Below are 16,642 nucleotides of genomic sequence, written 5' to 3' on the forward strand. Positions count from 1 at the left end.
TTACGACTAAGATTAGTCAAGAAGATTTAAGAATTTAAGTCCAAAAATAAAAGCGCCCTCTTGCTTATTGTGTTGATTAGAGATCACATAATCAAGGCGAAGTAATTTAAATTTACCAATCCCTAAATTATCAATACCAATAGAGTACTCTGTGTAGGGTTTGATAGCTGGACTACTCAAAACATGTGCCCCTAGCACGAGATTCCAATTGAGTTTATTAAGTAAAGGGAATTTTCCTAAAATCCATCCTTTAAAATCGTGCTCTACATGAGCTTCGAGATATTCAGTATTTGTACTATTGCTGTAGTAGGGGGATAGATTGAAGGTGTTTAGATAGTTTGACGTAGTACCTATTCTTGTTTGATTACCATTTACATGATGATAATCTATAAACGAAATATCGTTTGCATTAAAAAAATAACCAGCTTTTATGTGATAGCCAAACCTTCCTTTGTTGCCTGTGGCAAAACTTTGTAACAGCCGCGCTTTAATTTGGTCAAAATTGTAATTTTTTTCAGAGGCTCCAAATCCTTTTTCATAGGCCAGAAAAAGGGTTGGATAGGTGTCGTTACCAAGGTTGAATTTTCCATCTGGATAGCTTAAATATTCCTGTCCAAAATTAATTCGCGTGGATACATTCACTTTCACAATAGTATGTTCAATAAAGGGAGCATCAATAAAGTTTTCTGGAAGCAAGGGATTGTTACTTGTATACGCTTTATCATCATAAGGAATGATCACCTGATCTGTGTTGTTAAAAAGGGGTGTGCGTCTCTCATAAGAAAGGGTTCCATGCACACGAAAGCCATTAAAGATTTCTTCGACATACGAGGCTTCAGCAAATTTACGCTCGTAGACTTTCATGTAATTTCTTTCAAATAAGGTTGTTGTGATGTCGTTAATGAGGGGGGATATGGGCTCAGAAGCATTAAATTGTTGGACCTTGATTCCCCCGGTAATTGTCAGCATAGCTTTTGAAAAATTATTAAAGCGCTGTTGGTATCCAAAAGTTCCGCGTAGACGGTCATCACTAAATCCGTAATTCGTGGTGGCATACAATTTCCAAAAGGTGTTGCGGGAATCTTTTTTATTTTTCTGAAACGAAGTTTCAACACCTATGTTCCATCCTTGTATGGTGTTAAAGTGGGTGCCTAGCAGGGGAGCGCTTATATCTATTTTCCAATCTTGAAAAGAGTTATCGTAACTATATCCCAGTAGCGGATTCAATAACGACGGACGATTGGTAACACGATCAATAGAGTCCATGTATTTTTGTGAAGTTCGAACTTGTTGTACGCTGTCCTTTTTAATATAATCATTAAGCTCCTCATCAGTGAGAGGGACTGGTCTAATGCCGGTCCAATACAAATTATCTTTCTCATTGGCAGCCTTAGAAAATGATAAAATCTCTTTAGTAAAGTGATTCTTGTCAAAGTCAGGATTGAAATCATAATTACTGTATACAGCAGTAAACCTTCCGTTACCGGAAACACCAAAAAAAGCAAAGCTAAAATCAAGCGTTTGTGATATACGCACCCATAGTTTGTCTTTTTCTGAGTAGGTGAAATTTTGCTTAAAAATTAAATTTTCAATAGGTGGTATTTGAACGGCTTCTCCGGTAGTGGTAAGGTCAATTCCAAAGATCTCCCAATCATCCTCAATAATATAGATATATCCTGAAAAAACACGATCTTTTTTACGTTTTGGTTGCACTTCAATCTTATTGATTAAGTTTCCCCGATCATCAAAAAACACTCCCTCGAGCGTATACTCATAATAATTAAAGGCATAATCAGCAATGGGTGATACGATCTCACTATTTAAACGAATAGTATTTTGATAAAAGCTAATATTTGATTCTCTGGCACTGTTAAGACTGAAACCGTTATCGTTACCACTGACTTTTGAAGCAATTATTTTTTCCTGAAAATTATCCGGAGCTTGATAGGCAATTTTTGATATGGTTTCGCTCAAATAAATAAGACCACTGCGTGTAGAATCCAGTCCGCCATTGAAGTCTCCTATCTTTTGACCTAAAATTTGCTTTGGGGCATTGGCAATTCGCCAAAGTCCCCGTGAATAAAAATCGGCAGTGAATTTTTTTGTTTTTGCTAAATTTGCTTTACGGTATTTAATTGCTTCACGAATAATTCGATTTGCAGGATTTTCTTGGGTGTTAACAACTACGGTTTCCAAGCTCGTAGTTTCAGTTTGTAGCCTAATGTTTAGGATATAAGGATTTTGTGTGGAGTAACTTTCTTTTTAAGTGTTTTGAAACCAAGAAACTGAAACACTAAGGTTTGTTCTGTGTTGAGGTTAGTTTCTATGGCATAATTACCATCCTCATTAGTTGTAGTTCCAAGATATGTATTTTCAATGTAGATATTAACATAAGGGAGTGGAGTCCCTTCAATATCAGTAACTTTACCTACAACTTGAGCGGTTAGTAGTTTAGAAATTATAAAAAATAGGAGAAGTATTTTGATCTTCATGTAGCGATTATAGATCACCAAGATACTTCAATTTAACATTTGCAAGCGTTAAGAATTATCTAAAATCCTTTTTGATACGATCCAGAGAACGTTTGTTATCCCGGTCTTTGATGCTTTCTCTTTTGTCATACAATTTTTTACCACGTGCTAAAGCAATGTCAAGTTTAGCTAAACCTCTGTCATTAACAAATAATCGTGTTGGAATGATGGTTAGTCCGGAGTTTTTAACCTCTTTTTCTAATTTCTTCAGCTCTGTTTTATTAAGTAATAACTTTCGTTCACTTTTGGGATTGTGATTAAAGTAAGTAGCATGTGAGTACTCTTCGATATTCATATTGATCACAAAGAGTTCTCCGCCATTATGAAACTCACAAAAGCTTTCAGCTATACCAGCCTTTCCTTCGCGAATAGCCTTTATCTCAGTTCCTGCAAGTTTAATGCCTGCAGTATACTTATCGATAAATTCGTATTCGAATTTGGCCTTTCGGTTAAGTATATTGATTTTGTTTTGTTTCATACGTATGGATGCATCAACTATTGAAAAGAGTACAAAAATACAAAGCTTTCAGAATATGAAAGCTTTGAAAAGTATAAATATTTTATAAGATCTTAGAGTTCTTGAAACTGGAGGGATGAAATTTTTCCATTTTCAGACAATAATAGTTCCATTGACAGGTTTGCATTATCAAATGTAGCAGAATAGCTGTACACCGGACCTTCAGTTTTTACGAAAGTAAGTGATTTCAGATTTCCGAATTGTTTAAAGCATCCTTGAACAAAGCGGGTAACTCCTTCTTTGGTCATTCCTTCTTGCATTTCTGGTGAGTACATTTCAAAGATAGCATCCACATTTTGTGCATTAAATTGTTCCTGAAAAGAAGTAGTAACCTTCTCATAGCTTGCGGCATCTTGCGCAAAAGTTGATAAGCTTACTATACTTATAAGTAAAAGTAAAAAATGTTTCATATTATAAAGATTTAGGAATTGCAAAGTAAAAATCTTTTTGGTTATTTAAAAATAAATATTTTCCGTAAATCTTTTAAGGTTTTTCCTTTAATTTCGACCTCTCAATAAATAGGGCTAAAGTAGATAAGACTTTATAAATAATTTTAAGCACATGAAATCATCATTATCTTCAATATGTATTGGAGTTTTTCTGAGTTTGTTCACTACTGTAAGAAGTCAAGATGCAACTCAAATACTTAGCAAAGCGATAGCGGTAGCAGGAGGAGGAAATTATGAAAAGGCAATTGTTCATTTCAATTTTAGAGGTAAGAAGTATCGCAGTCAACGTAATGAAGGAGTGTTCTCATTGGAAAGAATACAGTACAGCAATAATAAACAGATAAAGGATGTCGTATCGAACCGTGGATTACAACGGTTTGTAAACGGGTGTGAGACCAAAGTAGTAGATTCTTTGATTACAAAAATTAGTGACGGAGTCAATTCAGTACATTATTTCGCCATGTTACCTTATGGATTGGATAATAAAGCTGTAAATAAAAAACTGGTGGGAACATCTCAAATTGATAAAAATGAATACTATAAAATTTTAGTAACATTTGATCAAGAAGGTGGTGGTACAGATTATGAAGATAAATTTATGTACTGGATAAATAAAAAAACATACACCGTGGATTATTTGGCATATAAGTATGCAGTAAACGGTGGTGGAACAAGATTCAGGAAAGCCATAAATCCGCGCGTTGTTAATGGGTTACGATTTGTTGACTACATGAATTACAAGACAGATAATTTGAAAGCACCTCTGGACCATTTAGACAAGATGTTTGAGACAAACAAGCTACAAGAAGTGTCAAAAATCCTGCTTAAAAATATAAGCGTATATCTTCCGAAAACTTAAAATAGTAAGGCTCTGAAATTTTTGGTTTCAGAGCCTTTAGCACTTTTTAAACTTACAAAGAATTCAGTAAAATCACTTCAAAACATACTGATAATTGCAACATTTCCTGTCCCCGTTTGAATTGATGTACTGGAGAGTAAGTTACCGTTTTGTAGTAAGCTGTGGCTGTTAGCGGTTCCAATTTGTTGACTTCTTCCATAATTGAATATACCATCTTGCGTCATAGAAGATACATTTCTAACTCCTCTTTGATACTGTATAGCGATAGTTCCAGTCGTTAATTTATTGCTTCCCTGAATAGCTCTTGCATTATTCAAACTTCCATATTGTATTTGTTCAATAGAATTAGCTCTACCAAAATATTGCTTAGCTACTACATTATTTTGATCTCCGGATTGAAGTTGTTTTATCTTATTTGATACTCCAGCCACCTGATTTGCTTCCGCTTTATTCTTATAAACACGTTGAACTTGCTCAATTGAATTATAACTGCCTCTATTCTGATAGCCATTAGCTTTATTTTCATTCCCTACCTGATTTTGAACTATATTATTTCTTCGTCCTAAAAAGTGATAAGCTCCTGCATTATTTCTCTCACCGGATTGATATTGATCAATTCTATTTGTAACTCCGGTATCATATCCAAAGGCATAGTTGTGTTTACCATATTGAACTTGACGAATATAGTGACTATCATCATATCCCTTTGCGTACGCTCTGTTCTTTGTACCGTTCTGATACTGATAGATAGTTCCATTTTTCAGCTCACCGGACTGCAATGCATAAACTTCATTAGAAAGTCCAAACTGTGTTTGAGATATTGTACTAGTAGCTGCTTTTTCTTGCTTGGCATTTGCATTATTAGACGTTCCACTTTGATATTGAGCGATCTTATTTTTTTCGCTCTTTTCCTGCAAGGCTGTAGCGTTGTTTTTGACCCCATATTGCCGTTGACTAATCAAATTTTCAGAAACGCCAACTGCTTGCTTTGCATCAAGTGTATTTTCATTACCATTTTGAAGTTGATAAACACGATCTTTTGTACCATCCTGCACCACTTCAGAAGTATTTTTATTTCCTTTCTGTGTGACATTGGAATATTCATTGATCGATGCTGCATCGCCAAAACCTTGGCGTACTTTCACTTTGTTGTCATCACCCTCTTGTACGACGTAAGAGTATTTGTTTAGACCTGTTTGAGCGGCATCCGCTACATTGTTAACACCGGTTTGTGTAACATTGTTTACACTTTGAGCATAGCAAAACGCTGTGCCAAATACTGCTAAAATTAAAATTGCTTTTTTCATTGTTAAGGTTTTTATAGTTAAACTTAATTATGAAAAAAGAGAATATATGGGATAGAGATAGGTAAAGTTAATAAAATATAACGTTCAAAAAATCAACTATTTAGATTTTTCGACAAGACGTAACTATTTGCTTTTATAATGTTCTTTCTGTAAGCTATTTCGTTCCATTAGATATTGTCTCCTAATACAGAGTTTGTGATACATTTTGGAGAATTTTCCCCAAATTAAAATGGTGATAATTCCCGTAAACAGAAAATAAGTTTTCGACGTAATGTATGGGTTTTTTGCAGTAATTTATCTGAAAGAGTGGGTTCTATCAATAATTTCGTCATCTTTCATGGTAACAATAAAGAGTTTGCTGTAGTCATCATCCGCAATATCAGTATAGGTATCCTTGCCTATTATTTTATTGATAAAAATGGGAGTAGTGTTACTATGTCCCACTACTACAACTGTTTTTCCCTTAGTTTTCTCCCGAAAACTTTTAGAATATAACTTTGAAGCTTTATACTTTTGAATTTTTAGATCAAATTGATCAGCCACTGGTTTTGCAGTTGAAATTGTTCTGTCATAATCTGTACTATATACTAAATCAACGTTACTTGCAATACTATCAATGATATGTGCCCATCGTTGCGCACGTACCAGACCTGCTGGAGTCAAAGCGGGATTATTATTGGCGGGATTACTTAAATCTTTCTCAGCATGACGAATAAAAATATAGGTTGTAGTAGCATCTGATTTTTCTTGACCACAACTAAGTAAGGTGCACGAAATGAGTAGTAAAACAAATATTTTTTTCATATCATTATTTTTCTAATAAAAGTTCTAATGCAATAAGCTGATTTTTTTGAATTGATCTAGGATTAAAATTATTATCAGAAATTAGCAAAAGCGTTTGATTTCCGTTCTCTAATTTTGGTCCAAAAGTTATTCCTTCAATATTATCTATGCTTTGATCTGTTAACTTTGATATTACCGATTCGAAATCAAAAATCAATGTTTTTTTAGCGACCTTAAATTTATTATTTTTTAAAGATACAAAATCCAGTGTATTTGTGGTGTTTTTTATAGTGGCCAAATATAAGCGAACTGTATTTCCATGTCTGCCATATCCAACACTATAAGAACGCTCCAGGACTAGAAATGAATCAGCGGTTAGCTGAAGTATATCAGTCACTCCATTAACTCCAAATTCCGCTTTAGGATCTTTAGCTAATTTATCTAAGGAATACACAAATTGACGTGTAGCTTGTTTTGACTTATTGTCAAAATAGGTAAAACGTACAGGGGCTCCATTACTAGCATAACTAGGCTCTTCACCATCATTTACCAGCGGAAGTTCCATAGCGGTCCACAAACCTTTTTTGTCTTTTGATAAAGTTATAGCTTCTAAGGCACCATTGTGTCTTGGGAAGTTGTCACCGTTGCTTGAAGGTTTGAAGTATGATGGTAAGATATAAAGGTCTTTAAAATTCCCAGCAATATTTTGTACGTAAATAAACGGGTCTTTATTATGCTTAATAGAACCTTCACTGGATATAATCATCTTATCCATACCGTAAAACCGAACGCTTTCTAAGTCAAAGTGCTGTTTGTCTAAATATGAATTACTTAAGTTGTTTAGATATATTATACTATCAAAACGAACATTTTGAATTTGCTTATTAGCGATGTTAATAGAAGCTGTATAATAACGAGGTGATATTGGGTCGTCACTGATGAAGACGTAACTGTCAAGAATTGGATTATAATCAAGACCGGAGAGTCCGCCAATTTTATTTTTGGTGAATAGGGAGTCGTTTTCTATCACGAATTCATCCAAGAAATTAATGGAAATCCTTTTTTGTTTAGCAGTTCTAATAGTGTTGCAATTGTACAAAGCTAAAGCCAGGCCGGGTAAAACTAAAAAACGTATTAAAATTACTAAATTTTGGTGCATAAAGTAACAGATTATTAAGACAAGTATAAGGAATTTTTGGCTTTAGATTGGGGCTATTTACTGTAATTTAGGATTTATATTAATCTTTTAAAATCAATAGTATGAACAACACAGAATTAGAGGGTAAATGGAACCAAGTTAAGGGAAAATTTAAGCAGAAGTATGGTAAAGTGACCGATGACGATGTAAAGTATTCTGAAGGTAAGTTTGATGAAATGTTAGGTCGTCTTCAGGAAAAGACAGGTAAAACTAAAGACAATTTGAAAAAAGAAATTGAAACAATGTAAAGTAACTTTTAAAAAAATAAAGCTCAATACTGCTATGCAGTATTGAGCTTTATTTTTTTAAAGATTAAAACGCTATCAAAAACCACCAAACCAATATCATACAGAGTGTAGCTAAACTAAAGAAAGCTGCATAAATAATATATGAGCCTATATTTAAAATTCCTTTTGAAAGTGCTATAATTTTCATAAGAAGCGATTTATAATTGCCATGTTTTACAAGGACGTATAAAATCTTTCTATGTTACACCTTTTGCGGTTTCAAACTCTTAATTCGTTCTTCAAATGAGCTTTGCGGAGTTGGATTTTTTACAGATTCAAAGAGACTGTGCAATTGTTCATCGTGTTTCCAACGTTTTTGTTTCAATAAATTAAAATGAACAAATGTGCTCCACATTACTGCTTTTAATTCTGTTTTATCCTCGTTATACATCCGTAGTTCTACAAACAGTTCACTTTCATTGAAGTGAATGAGTTGTGATTGTACAGTCACAGTTTCCATTAGCAAAGCAGGTCGCATATATGCGATTTGATTAGTGCTCACAACCCAACTGACGCCATGATTTTTTGCCATTTCAAAAATGTCCAGCTTATAGTGTTTTTCTACCTGATCTTCTCTTGCGTTAATCATGTAGTTGATATATGCAGCATTATTGAGATGATTAAAAGGATCACAATCCTGAAATCGGATTTTTGTTTGACATTCTAATATTTTAGGTAAGGACATGCTATTTTTTTTATAATTTATATTTTTAATTCTTGATGGATCCATTGATCAACCTGATCCATTGTACTTTTTAGATAGGAAGTATCCTCCATAGTATACGCCATAAAAATGGCGCCTTGTATAATCGTGTATAATTTTTTTGCAAAGACAGCTGCATTTACGGTCGGCTTAATCTCATGTCTGGATTTTCCAAGCTCAATTAATTTCACCACGTTGCTTTGTATTTTATCAATAGATCGCTGTACTTCGCATAGAAGCTTTGGATGTTTATTATTCGCATCCACACCTATATTTAGTACGGGACACCCACCTAATTCTTTACTGAAATCATAATAATTGCGATAAAAATCAGATACTAAGAATAATTTTTGGATAGGTGAGTCGCTTAAATTTTGATGATCTGTAATTTGACGTAATACAGATTTAATGCTATAGGTAAAGGCGGCTATTGCCAATTCCTCCTTACTTTTAAAGTTACCATAGAGCGCACCTTTGGTCAACCCTGTGGCTTTGACCAGATCACTCATGCTCGTAGCAGCATACCCATTGCGATTAAAAATTGGTGCGATGGTTTTAATGATAAAATCCTTGGTGTGGTCCGCTTTAGATAACATAAAAGATTGTTGAATCTAATGCAAATATACAAAATATACCAATCGGTATATTTTATGTCGTGCTAAATTTGCAGTGAATAAAAAGGGTTGTAAACGCACCGCTTACAACCCTTTTTCAAAAGATATTTGTAAATATTCTTGTTATGTAACCAAATCTCCCTCATTTCTAAAGACTAATTGATCGTCAAATGCGTCAATTAGGATAACACTATCTGTAGTTATCTTAGCAGATAAGATTTCTTTGGATAAAGTATTCAACACTTCTTTTTGAATCGTTCGCTTTACCGGTCTGGCTCCAAACTCAGGTTGGAAACCTTTTTTAGCTAAATACTCAACCGCTTCATCAGTGGCATCCAGTGTAATATTTTGCTGTAACAACATCTTTGACACATTCTTTAATTGCAGACGGACAATCTCTTTGATATTAGCTTTTGTAAGCGGAGTAAACATTACGATGTCATCAATTCTGTTGAGAAATTCGGGCCGTACGGTTTGTTTGAGTAAACCGAGAACTTCAACCTTGGCACCTTCCATTGCGGTGTCCATATCTTTAATAGCTTCGAATTTCTCTTGTATGATATGACTTCCCATGTTACTGGTCATTATGATTATGGTATTTCTAAAATCAGCAACACGACCTTTGTTGTCGGTAAGACGTCCTTCATCCAAAACTTGTAATAAAATATTGAACGTATCCGGATGCGCTTTTTCAATTTCATCCAACAAGACTACAGAATAAGGCTTTCTACGTACAGCTTCGGTCAATTGTCCACCTTCATCATAACCTACATATCCGGGAGGTGCTCCTATAAGTCTACTAACCGAATGACGTTCTTGATATTCACTCATGTCAATTCTCGTCATTGCACTTTCATCATCAAATAAATATTCGGCCAGTGCTTTGGCAAGCTCTGTTTTACCAACACCGGTAGTACCCAAAAATAAAAAGGAACCAATTGGTCGTTTTTGATCTTGAAGTCCTGCGCGACTTCTTCTTACAGCATCGCTAACCGCTAGAATCGCTTCGCGTTGTCCTACAACTCGTTTTTTAAGTTCATTTTCAAGGTGCAATAGTTTCTCTCGTTCGCTCTGTAACATTTTGGTCACAGGGATTCCCGTCCATTTGGCCACTACCTCGGCAATGTCATCATTGGTCACTTCCTCTTTTATTAATGAGGACGCGCTTTGTTGTTCGTCTAATCGTCTTTGCAACTCATCCAGCGATTCCTGCGCTTCTTTGATTTTACCATACCGAAGCTCTGCTACCTTACCGTAATCACCATTTCTTTCAGCTCGTTCGGCCTCAAGTTTATATTCCTCGATCTCCGTTTTTGCATTCTGGATAGCATCTACCACTTCCTTTTCACTCTGCCATTTTGAAAACATCTCATTGCGTTCTTCTTTGATGTTCCCCAAATCTGCATTCAATGATTTTAATTTTACTTCATCATTTTCACGTTTGATAGCTTCAATCTCAATCTCCAATTGCATGATTTTACGATCCAATACGTCTAGCTCTTCGGGCTTGGAGTTTATTTCCATACGTAATTTTGAAGCAGCCTCATCCATCAGATCAATCGCTTTGTCGGGCAAGAATCGATTTGTGATATATCGCTGAGATAATTCTACTGCTGCAATAATCGCCTCATCTTTAATTCTAACCTTATGATGGGTTTCGTACTTTTCTTTAATACCTCTTAGAATTGATATTGCGCTTTCCGTATCGGGTTCGTCGACGGTAACCTTTTGAAAACGTCTTTCGAGCGCTTTATCCTTTTCAAAATATTTTTGATACTCATCCAATGTGGTGGCGCCTATGGCTCTCAATTCTCCCCTGGCTAGAGCAGGTTTGAGAATATTTGCCGCATCCATTGCACCTTGTCCGCCACCCGCACCGACAAGGGTGTGAATTTCATCTATAAAAAGAACGATATCGCCTTCACTGGTGGTTACTTCTTTTACCACAGCTTTTAATCGTTCCTCAAATTCTCCTTTAAACTTGGCTCCTGCAATTAATGCACCCATGTCTAACGAATAAATTTGTTTATCCTTTAGATTTTCGGGAATATCTCCGGCAATGATTCGATGTGCTAATCCCTCAGCAATGGCTGTTTTACCAACACCCGGCTCACCAACTAACATGGGGTTGTTTTTCGTACGGCGCGATAAAATTTGTAATACACGTCTAATCTCTTCATCCCTGCCAATCACGGGGTCTAATTTTCCGCTCTCAGCTAGCTCATTGAGATTTTTAGCATATTTTGAAAGAGATTGATAGGTCTCTTCTGCGCTTTGTGATGTAACGCGTTCGCCTTTTCGAATTTCATTAATGGCCTCTTTGAGGTGTTTTTCATTGACACCTTGATCCTTTAGGATTTGTGAGATTTTACTCTTCGATTTAAAAATTGCAATTACAAGATGTTCGATGGACACATATTCATCGCTCATGTTTTTTGCAATAATACTTGCTTCATTCAGCGTTTTCCCTGCTTCACGAGAAAGTTGGATATCTCCGCCGCTTACCTTCGGGAAGCTCTCTAAGGTGCTGTCTAGTAATTGCTGAAGCAAACTAAGATTTACGTTGAGTTTCTTTAAAAGGAAAGGAAGCACATTTTCATCTACCGAAAATATAGCTTTAAAAAGGTGTTCGTTTTCTATTTGCTGATGCCCAAGACTCTGCGCTAATTGCTGTGCCTGCTGTATAGCCTCCTGGGATTTTATAGTGAAGTTATTAAAGTTCATAAGTTGTCATTTATTGTTTTCTTGGTTATATCAAATTGTATTCCTTGAAAATTTAAGAGTCAAAATGACAGAATTATGTAAGATTTAACTGACTTTTTGACGGAATAAATTTTAGTATAATCTTAATGATTGGTAGTATAAAGTTACTCATGATTTAAGTAACTTTGAGGGCAATTAATAAAAGGATAACGATACGTATGGGATTTTTTAACAAATTTTTAGGCTCTGATTCTGGAGAGAAGAATAATAGGGATACAGATAAAAAGGACGTTCCTTGGATTCCTTTAACAGATCATGAGACCTTAAAAACCATTAAAGTTGATTCGAATGCACGCTTGCAGGCTATTTTTAAACATTCCACACGTTGTGGTATTAGCCGTATGGTACTCAAAAATTTTGAAGGTAGTTATTCTTCAGAATTTAATATCGCAGATATGTATTTTCTTGATTTGCTAAATCACCGGGACTTGTCAGCAAAAATAGCGTCAGAATTTGACGTAATGCATGAATCTCCACAGTTGATCTTGCTAAAAAATGGTTCGGTCGTTCATCATGCTTCCCATAGCGAAATCGGAACCGATGCATTAGCAAAGTATTTATAAGACATTACATTTATTCTTTGGGTACGTTTTGTTGATTCTCAAAAATCTTAATAAAAAAAATCGTAGCCATTCTGCGGGCTCTGTCTTTGGCTAGCGTTGCGATTTTTCCTTCAAAAAGTTCATCGATTGTTGTAATCCATAGCCTTAGCCATATCCCAAAATGCTCATTATTGATCGTATGATGTTGTTTTTTATCAACTTCAATATGCTTTGAAATAGGATTCCCTTTATAGGCAGGTACACTAAATAAATTTGTATTCCAAAAATCAGCGATATGAATGATATGATTTTCCCAATCGTTAATGATTCCATTAAAAATAGGACCTAACACGCTGTCTTTTCTTACTTTACTATAAAAGATAGTTATCAATTTGATGATATCATTTCTAGTTTCTAGATCGTTCAGTTGCATACGTTTCTGCTAGATATTAATAAGGATCAAAAGTGTGGTGCTAAGAAGACTGATAATTAACAAGTTAAAAACTATTTTTGTTTTCATTTGTGCAAGTATAGCGGCATTAAAAATCATACACACACTTACACATAAGGTTAGTTCGACGTATTGTGCAAACGAACGTTCCTGACCAAGAATAAACATCGCAGCGATTGATCCCATGCAGCTTGATAAAATTATCATGAGTGGTACATACATCATATAATTGGATCTGAAATCTTCTAATAACTTTGAATACATAGCTTTATTATTTTATGATTCAAAAGTACTATTACGGGATGCTACGATTTTATGATTGAGATCATAACATTAGGATTAATTAGAAGCTCAACGATAAACTTTTCTGTTTTTTATATACAACTCACCCTTATTTTCCAGTTTTTTTATTGTTCGTATAACAGTTTCTACTCGTAGCCCAGTTAGATCTGCTAATTGTTGTCGGGTAAGATCTACTCTGTAAGACTGTGTAGCTCGCTGATCAACATTCCCTGATTGTTTCTTCATATAATCGATGATTCTCAAGATGCGATGCTCAGGCTCTTGATTTGAAATCTCAGAAACCATCACAGCCTTATAATATAATCTCGATGCTAATAATGTGGTAAATTTTATATGTATATCAGGATGATTAGAAAGCAGCGAAATAAACTCTATTTTCGGCAAGCGCCAAATTTTGCTATCTACAATAGCTTCAGCATTTGCAGGATAGGGCACTTTGGCAAGTAACGGGGGTTCTCCAAAGCTTTTTCCAGTCTCAAAAATCCCCTGAATGTATTCCTTTCCGTCGTCATTGTAGTTATTCATCTTAATTGCTCCTGATTTGATTTGATAATAAAAATGTGGTTCAGAACCTTCTGTAAATAAAAGCTCTCCCTTTGAGAAAGACTTAAGTTCTGCGCCGACAGCATTTAAAATATCTTCAGGAATCATAGTGAGTTGATCTTTAGAATGAGTAATTAGATAAAATAGATTTCAATTCATTTTTTAACTCCTGACTGGCATCAAAAACTAATTGCTCATTTGAGGGGAAGGGTAGTGGCTTATTTTCTAGATAGGAGCGCTCACTATCATTTAACGCCCTTATATCACCTAATAAACGCGCATAGTGGTGTTCAAATATAAACTCACTGCCCAATGGAATAATATCAGTAGTCTGTCTGTTTCGAATATTTTTGAATGTTACCACTCCGGATACATTCACTGCTTTTTGCTGGATGAATTCGTTGTAAAGACATTGTGCCTTTATATACTTGTCTCTGGTAAGATATTCTCCTTCTTCATTCAACATATGTTCTCCGTTTTCGTCCATCACATACTCCCAGCCATCAATGACTTCTTTTTCACGCTTCGCTTCGAATTCCTTTATTCGCTCCGGAGAAAGTAAAATCTCTCGAAATTCTACGATAACTACAAAATCATAATCCAATTCTCGTTGCGGTGTATTATGAAAAACGGTCCAAAAATCATTCAATCCGTAGGTGCTAAAATCAAGTAAATCTACTTCTAACTTTTTTGGAATGATTTTGTTGGAAGTGTTTTCTAAAGAAACGATTATAAAATTTGTGCCTTTAAAATGCACATCATCCATTAGTTTATTTACATCCTTATAGTTGGGTGAAATTCTATTGAGATATTGAAGATCTCTGTATAATGAGCGATACTCGGTTTTAGACAGACGTTCTAATAAACTTTGATTAGCTTTTTGGTAAAGGTATGCTGCTAACTTTTTTTGATATTCTAAAATCTTAGCATCGTAGGATTTAAAGTCGAATTGTGCATTTCGGTTTTCTGCTACATGATACAAGGGTAGGATAGGAGTTATGCGTTGCTGTCTATTCGCAAGTTTTTTATACGTTTTATAGATGCCTTCGTAATTTGCGGGATTGTCCTCGAGCACCGCAAATTTTATATAATCAAGATCACGTTGTACCGCATTCTCAAAAGCCTGTTCCAACATTAAAATGAGCGGTTGCTTACGTTTGCTGTTTTTATTGCTTTGTAATTTTTTGAGGCTATTATTAATAACAGTATCATAATTACCTTTGTTCAGAGCTTTCTGATTTTGCTTCACACTACTACATCCTTGAGCAAGGGATATAGTGAAAAGAATAAGTAATAGTTTTTTCATAATGATTGATTTAGGAGCTAGTTAAAAACAATAGTGGTGCCAAATTTAACATTTATTCATAAAAAAAGCTTCAAAACACTAGGTCTTGAAGCTTATGGGTATAAGGAGTACTTAGATTATTTCTTAAAAACCGGCAATAGTTTTGAAGCAACTTCACCAAATCCAATACGAATTCCGTTCTTTTCACAATGTCCTCTCATGATAACAGTATCATTATCTTCAATAAATTTTCGGCTGCCACCCTCGTTAAGTTGTACAGGCTTTTCACCTCTCCAGCTTAATTCGAGCATAGAACCAAACGAGTCTTCAGTAGGTCCGGAAATTGTTCCACTACCCATCATATCACCTGAGTTTATAGGACATCCGTTAACGGTATGATGCGCTAATTGTTGTGCCATATTCCAATACATATATTTGAAGTTTGTTTTACCAACAACGGTTTCGACAGCATTCTCCGGCTGAATAGCAACTTCAAGATTAATATCAAAACTCTTCTTACCACTATACTGTAAATACGGAAACTGTTCCTTAATAGGTTTTGGACCCGCTACACGATAAGGCTCAAGAGCGTCAAGCGTTACAATCCAGGGAGACATCGAGGATGCAAAACTTTTTCCTAAGAATGGTCCTAGAGGTACGTACTCCCATTTTTGAATATCACGCGCGCTCCAATCATTAAATAAGACCAATCCAAAGATGTAATCCTCGGCTTCTTCAATTGGGATGGGTTCACCCAAATGATTTGCATCAGTGGTTATAAAAGCCATTTCCAGTTCAAAATCCACTAAACGTGAAGGGCCAAAAATCGGATTTTCTTCACCATTGATCATTTTTTGTCCCTGAGGGCGGTGTACCGGGATGCCCGAAGGTATGATCGAACTACTACGTCCGTGATATCCTATTGGCATATGTAGCCAATTAGGAAGTAATGCGTTATCAGGATCTCTAAACATTTTACCCACATTGGTAGCATGTTCTATACTACTGTAAAAGTCTGTATAATCCCCAACACTCACCGGTAATTGCATCTCTATTTCATTGAGAGCAAAGAGTACAATTTTGCGATGCTCGATGTTATTTTTAAGTGTTTCATTCGTTTCATCAAAGATATCAGCAATACGGTTACGAACTAATCGCCATGTTTTCTTACCATCAGAGATAAAATCATTCAATGAATCCTGCAAAAAAATATCATCGGTAAGCGGTATGCCTTTGAAGTATCCTAATTGATGTAATGCACCAAGGTCAATAGCCGTGTCTCCTATCCTCGTTCCGATCGTAATAATATCGTCTCGTGTAAGAAACACACCAAACGGTATATTCTGTATTGGGAAGTCGGTATTAGGAGTGGTTTCAATCCACGTCTTTCTTTTTGGATTATTTGCTGTTATGGGCATTGTGTGTCTTTTATAGGTTACTGGTATTTCTTATGATCAAATATATAATTTTCATCTAATTTAACGAATGTATTTGCTATTTTTGAACT

At 35.2% G+C, this 16,642-nt stretch carries 18 protein-coding genes; 3 read left to right on the plus strand and 15 right to left on the minus strand.

All coding sequences use genetic code 11. From position 1 onward, the window contains the following. Positions 1 to 12: 12 nt before the first annotated feature. From ACJRPK_RS12455 to ACJRPK_RS12470, 4 genes are all read right to left on the minus strand, one after another. Complete coding sequence (locus tag ACJRPK_RS12455) at positions 13 to 2,196, minus strand: DUF5686 family protein (RefSeq protein WP_407140343.1); 2,184 nt, start codon at positions 2,194 to 2,196, stop codon at positions 13 to 15. Positions 2,197 to 2,225: 29 nt separating this feature from the next. Beyond that, positions 2,226 to 2,492: a carboxypeptidase-like regulatory domain-containing protein gene (locus ACJRPK_RS12460; protein ID WP_407140345.1), complete on the minus strand. Its 267-nt coding sequence runs from the start codon at positions 2,490 to 2,492 to the stop codon at positions 2,226 to 2,228. A gap of 55 nt (positions 2,493 to 2,547) precedes the next feature. Continuing rightward, complete coding sequence (gene smpB / locus ACJRPK_RS12465) at positions 2,548 to 3,009, minus strand: SsrA-binding protein SmpB (protein WP_407140347.1); 462 nt, start codon at positions 3,007 to 3,009, stop codon at positions 2,548 to 2,550. A 92-nt stretch (positions 3,010 to 3,101) separates the two neighbouring features. Further along, positions 3,102 to 3,458 carry a DUF3887 domain-containing protein gene (locus tag ACJRPK_RS12470; RefSeq protein ID WP_407140349.1) on the minus strand — a complete coding sequence of 119 codons (357 nt, stop codon included), beginning with the start codon at positions 3,456 to 3,458 and terminating at the stop codon, positions 3,102 to 3,104. Between the two features lie 151 nt (positions 3,459 to 3,609). On the opposite strand from ACJRPK_RS12470, the gene ACJRPK_RS12475 reads away from it, so the two are divergent. Next, positions 3,610 to 4,356, plus strand: a complete 747-nt coding sequence (locus ACJRPK_RS12475) for a DUF6503 family protein (protein WP_407140351.1) — start codon at positions 3,610 to 3,612, stop codon at positions 4,354 to 4,356. Between the two features lie 77 nt (positions 4,357 to 4,433). Here ACJRPK_RS12475 and ACJRPK_RS12480 read toward each other — a convergent pair whose 3' ends face one another. The 3 genes from ACJRPK_RS12480 to ACJRPK_RS12490 all read right to left on the minus strand — a co-directional run bounded on the left by ACJRPK_RS12480 (position 4,434) and on the right by ACJRPK_RS12490 (position 7,605). Continuing rightward, positions 4,434 to 5,663: a hypothetical protein gene (locus ACJRPK_RS12480; RefSeq protein WP_407140352.1), complete on the minus strand. Its 1,230-nt coding sequence runs from the start codon at positions 5,661 to 5,663 to the stop codon at positions 4,434 to 4,436. A 294-nt stretch (positions 5,664 to 5,957) separates the two neighbouring features. After that, positions 5,958 to 6,467, minus strand: coding sequence for a SixA phosphatase family protein (locus ACJRPK_RS12485; protein WP_407140354.1), 510 nt, complete (start codon positions 6,465 to 6,467; stop codon positions 5,958 to 5,960). Positions 6,468 to 6,471: 4 nt separating this feature from the next. After that, positions 6,472 to 7,605 (minus strand): esterase-like activity of phytase family protein, encoded by a 1,134-nt coding sequence (locus ACJRPK_RS12490; protein WP_407140356.1) that lies wholly within the window; start codon positions 7,603 to 7,605, stop codon positions 6,472 to 6,474. A 101-nt stretch (positions 7,606 to 7,706) separates the two neighbouring features. Between ACJRPK_RS12490 and ACJRPK_RS12495 the strand changes: the two genes are divergently transcribed. Next, positions 7,707 to 7,892 (plus strand): CsbD family protein, encoded by a 186-nt coding sequence (locus tag ACJRPK_RS12495; protein WP_407140358.1) that lies wholly within the window; start codon positions 7,707 to 7,709, stop codon positions 7,890 to 7,892. A 241-nt stretch (positions 7,893 to 8,133) separates the two neighbouring features. On the opposite strand, the gene ACJRPK_RS12500 is transcribed toward ACJRPK_RS12495, so the two are convergent. The 3 genes from ACJRPK_RS12500 to clpB form a co-directional block, all read right to left on the minus strand. Next, a complete protein-coding gene (locus ACJRPK_RS12500; protein WP_148783118.1) occupies positions 8,134 to 8,616 on the minus strand; it encodes a thioesterase family protein in 483 nt (160 codons plus the stop codon). A 17-nt stretch (positions 8,617 to 8,633) separates the two neighbouring features. Further along, positions 8,634 to 9,230, minus strand: a complete 597-nt coding sequence (locus ACJRPK_RS12505; RefSeq protein WP_407140360.1) for a TetR/AcrR family transcriptional regulator — start codon at positions 9,228 to 9,230, stop codon at positions 8,634 to 8,636. 141 nt (positions 9,231 to 9,371) lie between these two features. Next, entirely contained in the window at positions 9,372 to 11,972 is a 2,601-nt protein-coding gene (gene clpB / locus ACJRPK_RS12510) for an ATP-dependent chaperone ClpB (RefSeq protein WP_407140361.1), read from the minus strand. A 197-nt stretch (positions 11,973 to 12,169) separates the two neighbouring features. Here clpB and ytxJ point away from each other — a divergent pair, with 197 nt between their 5' ends. Next, positions 12,170 to 12,574 (plus strand): bacillithiol system redox-active protein YtxJ, encoded by a 405-nt coding sequence (gene ytxJ, locus ACJRPK_RS12515; protein ID WP_407140363.1) that lies wholly within the window; start codon positions 12,170 to 12,172, stop codon positions 12,572 to 12,574. A gap of 10 nt (positions 12,575 to 12,584) precedes the next feature. Here the strand turns inward: ytxJ and ACJRPK_RS12520 are convergent, their stop codons facing one another. The 5 genes from ACJRPK_RS12520 to fahA form a co-directional block, all read right to left on the minus strand. Next, complete coding sequence (locus ACJRPK_RS12520; protein ID WP_407140365.1) at positions 12,585 to 12,986, minus strand: group III truncated hemoglobin; 402 nt, start codon at positions 12,984 to 12,986, stop codon at positions 12,585 to 12,587. A gap of 9 nt (positions 12,987 to 12,995) precedes the next feature. Then, positions 12,996 to 13,268, minus strand: coding sequence for a hypothetical protein (locus ACJRPK_RS12525; RefSeq protein ID WP_407140367.1), 273 nt, complete (start codon positions 13,266 to 13,268; stop codon positions 12,996 to 12,998). Positions 13,269 to 13,355: 87 nt separating this feature from the next. Continuing rightward, the gene (locus ACJRPK_RS12530) at positions 13,356 to 13,958 is read right to left on the minus strand and encodes a Crp/Fnr family transcriptional regulator (RefSeq protein WP_407140369.1); all 603 of its coding nucleotides are present in this window, start codon (positions 13,956 to 13,958) and stop codon (positions 13,356 to 13,358) included. A gap of 13 nt (positions 13,959 to 13,971) precedes the next feature. Beyond that, positions 13,972 to 15,156 carry a hypothetical protein gene (locus ACJRPK_RS12535; RefSeq protein WP_407140371.1) on the minus strand — a complete coding sequence of 395 codons (1,185 nt, stop codon included), beginning with the start codon at positions 15,154 to 15,156 and terminating at the stop codon, positions 13,972 to 13,974. Positions 15,157 to 15,272: 116 nt separating this feature from the next. Beyond that, entirely contained in the window at positions 15,273 to 16,553 is a 1,281-nt protein-coding gene (gene fahA, locus ACJRPK_RS12540; protein ID WP_148783110.1) for a fumarylacetoacetase, read from the minus strand. Between the last annotated feature and the right edge of the window lie 89 nt (positions 16,554 to 16,642).

The organism is Aquimarina sp. 2-A2 (assembly GCF_045505135.1).
GTDB lineage: Bacteria > Bacteroidota > Bacteroidia > Flavobacteriales > Flavobacteriaceae > Aquimarina > Aquimarina intermedia.